The organism is Pseudomonas fuscovaginae SE-1, assembly GCF_000364705.1.
Classification (GTDB): Bacteria; Pseudomonadota; Gammaproteobacteria; order Pseudomonadales; family Pseudomonadaceae; genus Aquipseudomonas; species Aquipseudomonas fuscovaginae_A.
In genome coordinates this window covers 1-9,173 of sequence record NZ_AQOH01000260.1, presented here as the reverse complement: position 1 = coordinate 9,173, position 9,173 = coordinate 1, and the positions used below count along the sequence as shown (strand labels likewise).

8 protein-coding genes and 1 pseudogene are annotated in these 9,173 nt (G+C 63.6%); 4 read left to right on the top strand and 5 right to left on the bottom strand.

Translation table 11 applies throughout. The features are described from left to right. Positions 1 to 224, bottom strand: a pseudogene (locus K675_RS0121390) (phytanoyl-CoA dioxygenase family protein); the annotation flags it as partial. 63 nt (positions 225 to 287) lie between these two features. Then, positions 288 to 1,472 carry an MFS transporter gene (locus K675_RS0121385; RefSeq protein ID WP_017905514.1) on the bottom strand — a complete coding sequence of 395 codons (1,185 nt, stop codon included), beginning with the start codon at positions 1,470 to 1,472 and terminating at the stop codon, positions 288 to 290. Between the two features lie 96 nt (positions 1,473 to 1,568). Between K675_RS0121385 and K675_RS0121380 the strand changes: the two genes are divergently transcribed. Together K675_RS0121380 and K675_RS0121375 are read left to right on the top strand one after the other, a co-directional pair. Beyond that, positions 1,569 to 2,462, top strand: coding sequence for a LysR family transcriptional regulator (locus tag K675_RS0121380; protein ID WP_017905513.1), 894 nt, complete (start codon positions 1,569 to 1,571; stop codon positions 2,460 to 2,462). Between the two features lie 64 nt (positions 2,463 to 2,526). Further along, the gene (locus K675_RS0121375; protein WP_026145406.1) at positions 2,527 to 3,309 is read left to right on the top strand and encodes a hypothetical protein; all 783 of its coding nucleotides are present in this window, start codon (positions 2,527 to 2,529) and stop codon (positions 3,307 to 3,309) included. Positions 3,310 to 3,339: 30 nt separating this feature from the next. On the opposite strand, the gene K675_RS0121370 is transcribed toward K675_RS0121375, so the two are convergent. Further along, the gene (locus K675_RS0121370; protein WP_020481074.1) at positions 3,340 to 4,056 is read right to left on the bottom strand and encodes a class I SAM-dependent methyltransferase; all 717 of its coding nucleotides are present in this window, start codon (positions 4,054 to 4,056) and stop codon (positions 3,340 to 3,342) included. A 104-nt stretch (positions 4,057 to 4,160) separates the two neighbouring features. Here K675_RS0121370 and K675_RS32485 point away from each other — a divergent pair, with 104 nt between their 5' ends. Continuing rightward, positions 4,161 to 4,322 (top strand): DUF2986 domain-containing protein, encoded by a 162-nt coding sequence (locus K675_RS32485; RefSeq protein ID WP_017905510.1) that lies wholly within the window; start codon positions 4,161 to 4,163, stop codon positions 4,320 to 4,322. Between the two features lie 111 nt (positions 4,323 to 4,433). On the opposite strand, the gene K675_RS0121360 is transcribed toward K675_RS32485, so the two are convergent. Further along, positions 4,434 to 6,680, bottom strand: a complete 2,247-nt coding sequence (locus K675_RS0121360; RefSeq protein WP_017905509.1) for an ATP-binding protein — start codon at positions 6,678 to 6,680, stop codon at positions 4,434 to 4,436. Then, entirely contained in the window at positions 6,677 to 7,291 is a 615-nt protein-coding gene (locus K675_RS0121355) for a biliverdin-producing heme oxygenase (protein ID WP_017905508.1), read from the bottom strand. The genes K675_RS0121360 and K675_RS0121355 overlap by 4 nt, the downstream gene beginning before the upstream one ends. A 215-nt stretch (positions 7,292 to 7,506) precedes the next feature. On the opposite strand from K675_RS0121355, the gene K675_RS0121350 reads away from it, so the two are divergent. Beyond that, a complete protein-coding gene (locus K675_RS0121350) occupies positions 7,507 to 8,976 on the top strand; it encodes an MFS transporter (protein ID WP_017905507.1) in 1,470 nt (489 codons plus the stop codon). The last annotated feature ends 197 nt before the right edge of the window (positions 8,977 to 9,173 follow it).

The window sequence follows — 9,173 nt, the reverse complement described above, 5'->3', positions numbered from 1 at the left end:
TCGCCGACTGCCGCCAGTACCGGCGGCAGGCGGCAGACGGCCTGGACCCTGGCCTCCAGATCCAGCAGCGAATGGCGCCAGTCCAGGCCACGCGGCACCGGCCACTGCTGCGAGGGTTTCACCCCGGCATCGAACACGCGGCGAAGCTCATCCAGCCACTGGATGGGAATCGCCTGGCGCAGCAGGATACAACCGTCTCGGTGGAGTCGTTCGCGGTCGATCATCGTGGCCCTGGCTCCGTCAACTGGATGGCGTTGCCAGCAATGTCCGAAACTGCACGTTGCGCGTCAAGCCGCATCGACCCGGTATTCGGCCTTGGCCACACCGGCCCTGGCGCGCCAGGCAAACACCAGCACCATCAACAGCCCCAGGGCCGCCATCGCCGCACCGGCCAGGGAAATCGCCGGGTAGCCCAGCCCCGCATTGATCACCGCTCCGCCCAGCGCCGCCCCAATGGCGTTGCCGAAGTTGAAGGCACCGATGTTCACTGCCGAGGCCAGGTTCGGCGCATCCTTGGCCGCCTCCATCACGCGCATCTGCAACGGCGGTACCAGGGCAAAACTGGCAACACCCCAGACCAGGATCGCCACCGCGGCCGGCAGCGGCCAGCGTACCAGCACCGAGAACGCCAGCAACACGGCGATCAGTACCACCAGCGAGACGACCAGGGTACGGTCGATCGAGCGATCCGCCGCCTTGCCGCCCCACATGTTGCCCAGGGTCAGGCCGACGCCGAACAGTACCAGCATGCCGGTGATGAAGGCCGTGGAGGCATGGGTCTCATGGCTGAGGATCGGTGCGATGTAGGTGAACACGGTGAACATCGCCGCCGAACCCACCACGGTCAACGCCAACGCCGACAGTACCGGACCGCGGCCCAGCACCCGGATCTCGGTCAATACCCCATCGTTCTTCGGCGACGGCAGGTTGGGCAGGGCGAACCACAGCGAAACCATCGCGACCAGGCCCAGGGCGGCAATGCCCCAGAACGCGGTGCGCCAGCCCATCAGTTCACCGAACCAGGTCGCCAGCGGCACACCGCCGATAGTCGCCAACGTCAGGCCCATGAACATTGCCGCCACCGCCCCCGCACGTTTGTCCGGCGCAACCACGCTGGCCGCGACGATCGAGCCGACACCGAAGAAGGCGCCATGGTTGAGTGAGGTCACTATCCGCGCGACCAGCAGGCTTTCGTAGCTGGTGGCCATCGCCGACATCAGGTTGCCCAGGGCAAAGATCGCCATCAGGCCGATCAACAGATAACGCCGCGGCACCCTGACCGTGGCCAGGGTCATCAACGGCGCGCCGATCAGGACGCCCATCGCATAGGCGCTGACCAGCAGGCCGGCCGCGGGAATGGAAACACCGAGATCGGCAGCAATGCTCGGCAACATGCCCATGGGGGCGAACTCCGTGACACCGATGCCGAAGGCACCGATGGAAAGCGCTACAAGGGGGGGATTGATACGCATGTGATTGACTCCTCATCTGTGCGGCAAATGCTACAATTCGTAACTTCACCGCAGTAGCCTGCTTTTCTGGCAATCACCTTTGCTTACGAGGCACAAATGGATTTCAACGGTCGCTCTGGCGAGATGGAGGTGTTCGTCAAGGTGGCGCAGGAAGGCAGCCTGTCGGCCGCAGCGCGGGCCCTGGGCCTGACGCCCTCGGCGGTCAGCCGCATCATCGCCCGCACCGAACAGCGCATCGGCACCCGCCTGCTGCTGCGCACCACCCGCGCCCTGACCTTCACCGCCGAGGGCGAAGCGTACCTGCGCGGTGCACGGCGCATCCTCGCCGACATGGACGAAGTCGAAGAGGCGATCGCCGACCAGGGCGTGCCCAAGGGTCGCCTGCGCGTCAGCGCCGCCCTCGCCCATGGCCGGCTGACCGTCGTGCCGCTGGTGGCGGCGTTCAGCGCGCGTTACCCGAAGATCCTCGTCGACCTCATGCTCGGCGACGAGGTCGTCGACATCCTCGGCGGCCAGGCCGACGTCGCCCTGCGTTTCGGCCACCTGCCCGACAGCCCCCTGAGCGCCCGCTGCATCGGCGAAACCGGCCAGGTCGTGGTCGCTTCCCCCGAATACCTGGAGCGCCACGGCACGCCCCGCCAGCCGGAAGACCTGCTGCAGCACAACTGCCTGCGCTTCAACTTTCGCCGGGCCGAACCCGACTGGCCGTTTCTGCGCGATGGGCAGCATTTTTCGCTGAAGATCGGCGGTAGCATCGAGTGCAGCAGCGGCGAGGCGCTGGCTCAGTTGGCCCTGCTCGGTGCAGGTATTGCCCGGATTGGTGCGTTCTCGGTGGCCGAAGAATTGAAGAGTGGCCGGCTGGTGCCGTTGCTGGAGGACTACAACCCCGGCGACCGCGAGCCGATCCACGTGGTGTTTGCCGGGGGTACGGCGATGACGGCCCGGGTCAGGGTGTTCGTCGACTTTCTGCTGGAGCACCACAAGGTTTGACGGCAACGCCGCCATGACACTCGCCCCCTTATTTCAGTATCGACATGGAGCAGGTAGCCCCTCGATGGACATCCAATTTGTTGGTAACGCAATGCCTCACAACCCGTCGGCCGGCACCTGCGACGAATACAGCGTGAGCGCTATCTCCAGTCTGGACGACCTGCTCGAGGCCCATCGGATGATCGCCGCCAATCATCCCGGTTTCATCCCCCTGCTCTCCCTCGACGACCTGCCCCAGGCCCGCTACACCTCAGGGCATGCGCGCCACAGCATCGACCTGGACGATGCCACGGACGAGGACATCGCCAACTTGCCCGCGGAGTGTTTCGAGCATGGCGAGTACCTGGGCTATCCGACGACAAAGGCCGAGTTCGCCATCTGCCTGCGCAACTTCACCGAGCGGGTTGCCGCGGTTTCATTCGACGACGCTTGCGCCCATGGCCTGACCCTCGATGATGAGGCCATCCAGGAATGGGTTGCCTACCAGGAAGATCCGGTCTCGCTGCTCGACCAGCCCGTCTCGGCCCTCGTGGTGCCAGTCGAGCATTCATCCCTGGGGCTCGCGGCCTTTCCCAACGGCTATTTCACCTGTGACCTGAGCCCTGCGCAGAACCATGCCGTGGCGCAGCACCTGGCCGCCAGACATGGCTATGAATTGATCGGAGTGGGCGCGTCCTATCTCGGTTTCCTGCGGGCAGAGCCGGCCGATGAGTCCGTAGCCGAAGCCGTAGCGAGCGATTTCTGCGCGCTCTACAACGTCGATGAAGAGAACCGGATTGCCCTGGCTTCGATCTTTGCCGGGGCAATTTCCGGTCGACGGTACTTATGGCTGCGCTACGTGGAGTGAAACGCAGCTTCATCGGTGATACGCATAGGATCACGCCTGTTTATGGGTCACCCAGGCTCCCCAGAACAAGCTGCTGAAGAAACGTTGAAGCGGACCAAAACCACATTCCTGCAAAAGCGTGCCAACAGCTTGCTCCGAACTGGGCGGATCGGCCCCCTGCATGATCCTGGCGCGCTTGGCCTTGACCTCGTCCGGCGTCGCCCCCTGCTGCCGCCAGCGCTCGGCCCAGGTCTGGAGCAACAACGGCTGTTCGGCATAGCGGTAGTGGTTGCATGCCACGACGAACGGCGCGTCGGCCTTGAGGCGGGCCTGGATCGAGCGCAGGAGCTGTCGCTTGGGCTCATCGCCGGGCACGTGGTGCAGCACGCCGATCAGGGTCGCCGCATCGAAAGGCTCGTCGAGTACAAGGTCCTCAACGGTCCCCAGCACCAGCTGTGTCTTCTCCATCAGCCCATGGGCCTCAAGGTTCGCTGCGGCGGTCTCCAGCATGGCTGGCGCCGGGTCCACGCCCACAAACGTCCATAACGGCTCCAAGGCGGACATGTTGATGATTTCCTGCGCCGTCCCACCGACGCCGACGACCAGTATGCGCGCGGCGCGTCCGCTCGAAAGGCTCGCCGCCAGGATGCAGGCCGTCAACTCATGACAGGCATCGTAGCCGGCCAGGGCTACCCGGCTTTGAATGCCGTATTCTGCGGCACGTGATACATCGAACTTCGCACTGGAGCTTTGCGGTTCCGGTCTCATGATGGCCTCCATTCATCTTGAAACCACTCTATGCTGAAGATGATAATTACTGAAATTTATAATTTTTATTCATTTCATTCCCACAAGGAATAGGAAGTCGAAACATGAACCGCCGCAAGAAAATCAGCCAACTGCTAAAGGCCCATGCGAAAAAGGCCAGCGCCAAACTGGCGCCGAAGAACAAACCCAAGTACATCAGCAAGGCCGACCGCCTGAAGATGGCTGAAGAGGCCGGCCAGAGCGACACGCCGTCCGCGCAAAGCTGATCAGACACAGCGTTGCATCCGATCCCCCCACATCCCGCTGATCATTCCCACGCTCCAGCGTGGGAATGCCGCCGCTGACGCTCCGCGTCACCCAAAGAGCGGAGCCCGATGTCAGGCCCCCTCCTTGAGCATCGGCAAGGTGAAGCGAAACTCGGCACCCTGCCCCGGCTCGCTGCTGGCCACGATCTGCCCGCCATGGGCATGCACGATGCCCTGGGTGATGTACAACCCGAGGCCGGTACCGGTCGGGTTACCCTCCTTCATCGTCCAGTAGCGGCTGAACACATGTGGCAGATGTTCCTGGGCAATGCCTTCGCCGCTGTCACGCACGGTGAAGACGATGTCACCACCGGACGACTGCGCACGCACCCCGACCGTACCCAGGCGCGGCGTGAACTTGATCGCGTTGCCGATCAGGTTCGACAACACCTGGAACAGCCGCTCGGGATCGGCATGGATACGCAGCTCGGGGTCGGCCTCGAAGGAAATGCTGATGTCCTTGTCGAGCGCCAACGGTGCCAGCAGCGACTGCGCCTCTTCGAACATCTGCCCCACATCGAGTTTCTGCGGCTTGATGGTGTAGCGCCCGGCATCGATCTTCGAGGTGTCGAGCAGGTCTTCCAGCAGCGTGTTCATGCGCCCGGCGGCCTGCTGCATGGTGTCGATGGCCGTGGAGATGCGCCGTGAGGTATGCGGGCCCTCCGAACTGAAGGTCTTCTGCATCATGCCGCAGAGCATGGAAATCACCGTCATCGGGTTGCGCAGGTCGTGGGAAACCACGGCGACCAGGTCATCGCGGGCGCGCACCGCCTCCTGCTCCCTTCGTACTTGTCGCGCCAGGTCGTTCTCCAGGGCCGAACGACGCAGGTCGTTCGCCGCGAACAGGTCGCCATGGCTCCACTTGGTGGAGATTCCGGCCATCTCGACCTTCCAGATTTCGAACGACGTGCGCGGACGCAGGCGCAGGCCGGTCTCGGTATTTTCCAGATCCAGCGGCTTGCGTGGGTTGCCGCTCCAGTTGATGCTCTCCTTCACTTCCGGACGGAACCACAGCACGCCGTTTTCCACCGGTTTGGGCAGGCTCATGGCGAGCACGCCGCTGGCCACCTGCTGATAAGCCGCGGCCGGCGGGTAGACGCTGGACAGATGATGGCTGGCGAACACCGGCTCGCCGGATGCCTGCAGCCACTGGTGCAAGGCGCGGATTTCCTGTGGTTGCGGGCATTTGCCATGGCAGTGCAACTGCTTGCCTTCAATGATCGCGACACCACCGGCATCGGCCAGCGCCATCAGGGTTCGCGGCTCATGGGCCAGGCCGTCGAAGACGTTTTGTGGCGATTCGATCATCGCCTGGCTGAGCAGCGCCAGCGCCTCGACCTTGGCTTCGCGCTGGCGGCTGACCTCCAGCGCCTCCATCGCACTGATCTGCAGGGACAGCACCTGGCCAATGGTCTGGCAGGCCACCCGCAGCTCATGCGGGACATGCAGCGGCTGGCGATTGCCACAACTGATCAGGCCCCAGAGCTGGTCGCCCTTGAGCAGGGAGATGCTCATCGACGACAGCACGCCCATGTTCTTCATGTACTGGCAATGGATCGGCGACACACTGCGCAAGGTGGCGAAACTCAGGTCCAGCGGTGTTTGCGTGTCGGGCCGCAACCTGGGCACCAACGGCACCGGCTCATAGTCGGCATCGGGAATGATCCGCAGCCAGTTGGTGCGATACAGCTCGCGGGCCTGCTGGGGAATGTCGGACGCCGGAAAAAACAGCCCGTTGAACAGTTCCATGGACGGCGACGACGCTTCGGCGATCACCTGGCCATGCCCCTCCTCCTCGAAACGGTAGATCAACACCCGATCGTAACCGGTCATCGCCTGCAATTCCCTGACGCAGATGTCGTACAGCGCCTGCAGTGACGTCGCCGCCTGCAGTCGCTGCAGCATCCGCCCCAGGTTGGCCTGGTTGCCGGCCACATTCAGGGAGCGGAAATTCTCGACATGAATCTCCAGTTCGAGAATCAATACGCCGTCATGCCGATGCAGCAAACCCTCGAACGAAGTGCCGTTGAGCTGCAAATGCAATGGCGGCGCATCGAAGAACGCCGGCTGCCGCAACGCTTCACGCACGGCGGCGGTGTGCTCATCGCCGATCAGCTCCGGTAGCGGCTGGCCGATCAGCGTCTGCGGCGCCCGACCGAGCAGGGTCTCGACGTTGGCGCTGACCTGGACGATCTCCAGCGCCGGCTCGCTCAGGGTCAACAGCAGGCCATGGGGCTGAATGGCGCCGGGGAAACGGATCGGTTCATTGGCACAGTTGGACAGCAACTCTTCGAATGCCTCCTGGTCTTGCGGGGTCATGCCAGTACCTCCCGACTTTCGAGCCAATGCTCGAAACGGTTGAATGTGGATTGCGCCGCGATGACGGCCGCCTCGCGCTCGTCCGCGTCCATCGAGTGGCTGCCCAAGTACTCGATGAAATCGCGCCAGCGCCGCCCGGTCGACTCCCCGTAGACGTTCAGGAATGCCGCGCCGCTGTCAGCTTCGAGGCCCAGGCGCCGGGCAATCTCCCGGCGCAGGATCTGCCCGCCGAGGGTCGCCCCCTCCAGCACGTACAGCACGCCCAGGCAGGCGGCACCAGAGTCGATAACCGGCAATGCCTGACAGCTCGGCAAGTCGTCGATAGCCTCATCCGACAGGCCCAGGGTATGCAGGTCGTGGTACAGGGTCTGCGCCTTGAGGCGGGGTGCGAGATCAAAATCGGCCGGGAGCACGCCGCTGTCATGCAGGGCGTGTTCCAGCGGCCTGTAGAAGCCGTAGTAGGCCTGCATCAGTCGTCGAAAGACCGGCAGGTCGAGGGTATCGGAGAAAAAGGGCAGGCGTTTTTCCAGTGCGATATGTCGTTCGGCCGTACCGGTTCGCAGTTCCTGCAAAACCGGAGGCACATGAACTTCGCGGGCCGTTGCTTGCATGTAGATCGCTCTTGGTGGGCTCGCCAGAGGCCATGCGGATGTGGCGGCGAGTTGAATCAATCTATCACGATAGGCAACGGCACTGACTCAATAGTTGGCTTTTTCTGTCACCCAAGGCTTACGGCGCCCGGGTCGGACCCAGGAGAGATTTTTGAACTCCCTGGCCTACACATCACTCCATCGCTAAGAGACAGCGTCAGCGAACAGGAGTGACCATGACGACCCAAGCCCTGCAAAACCAGGCTGACGCCCCGGCGGACGAACACTGCTACAGCACCGACATCCCCGCGCGCCTCGACCGCCTGCCTTGGACCCGCTTCCACACCCTGCTGGTATTGGCGCTGGGGATCACCTGGTTGCTCGACGGCCTGGAAGTGACCCTGGCCGGAGCCGTCTCCGGAGCGCTCAAGGACAGCCTGGCCATGAGCAACACCGAGATCGGCGTGGCCGGCGCCACCTACATCGCCGGCGCGGTGCTTGGCGCGCTGTTCTTCGGCTGGCTCACCGACCGCCTGGGCCGACGCAAGCTGTTCTTCATCACCCTGTTCCTGTACATCGGCGCCACCGCGGCCACGGCATTTTCCTGGAACCTGTGGAGCTTCCTGCTGTTCCGCTTCCTGACCGGTGCCGGCATCGGCGGCGAATACACGGCCATCAACTCGACCATCCAGGAATTCACCCCGGCGCGTTATCGCGGCTGGGTCGACCTGACCATCAACGGCACCTTCTGGATCGGCGCCGCACTGGGCGCGGTCGGCTCGGTGGTCCTGCTCGACCCGGACGTGGCCGGCGGCGAACTGGGCTGGCGGCTGTGCTTCGGCATTGGCGCGGCACTCGGGCTGATCATCATGCTGATGCGCCTGTGGATCCCGGAAAGCCCACGCTGGCTGATGATCCACAACCAGCCGGCAGAAGCCGAACGCATCGTCGCCAACATCGAACGCCACTACCACGAGCGCGGCATCGAGGTGCCCCCGGTAAAGGAACCGGCGCTGCGCCTGCACGCCCGTGATCACACACCGCTGCGCGAGGTGTTCCACAGTCTGTTCGTCGACCACCGCCGCCGGGCGCTGGTCGGCCTGACCCTACTGACCGCCCAGGCGTTCTTCTACAACGCGATCTTCTTCACCTATGCGCTGGTGCTCACCGACTTCTACGACGTGCCTTCGGCCCATATCGGCTGGTACCTGCTGCCCTTCGCCCTCGGTAATTTCTGCGGGCCGCTGCTGCTCGGGCGGCTGTTCGACGTGGTCGGCCGGCGCATCATGATCAGCAGCACCTACCTGATTTCCGGCGTGTTGCTGTGCCTGAGCGGCTACCTGTTCCAGCAGCAGATGATCGACGCCACCGAGCAGACCATCGCCTGGGTGGTGATTTTCTTCTTCGCCTCGGCGGCGGCCAGTTCGGCCTACCTGACCGTGGCGGAGACCTTCCCGCTGGAGATCCGCGCCCTGGCCATCGCCGTGTTCTATGCTTTCGGCACCGGCCTGGGTGGCCTGATCGGCCCGACCCTGTTCGGCGCCCTGATCGAGACCGGCCAGCGCACCAACGTGTTGTACGGCTACCTGATTGGGGCGGGCTTGATGATCGCAGCGGCAGGCGTGCAGGCGATCTGGGGGGTGGCGGCGGAACGACGGCCGCTGGAGCACGTGGCCAGACCGTTATCACAGGGGAAAGACAGCTAGCGTCTCGATCCTACGACCTCACGGATATACGCAACTTACGCCGTCGACCGATAACTGACGGTTTAGATTCTCGCGGAACCATCGATCAAATCGGAGGCTTGCAAGCCGCACAAAACTGGGAATGACTGACCAGTGCGACTAATGCCCCGGAACAAGATGTTCCTGTGGGTGGGGCTCGATGTAGAGAGCAGCTATTG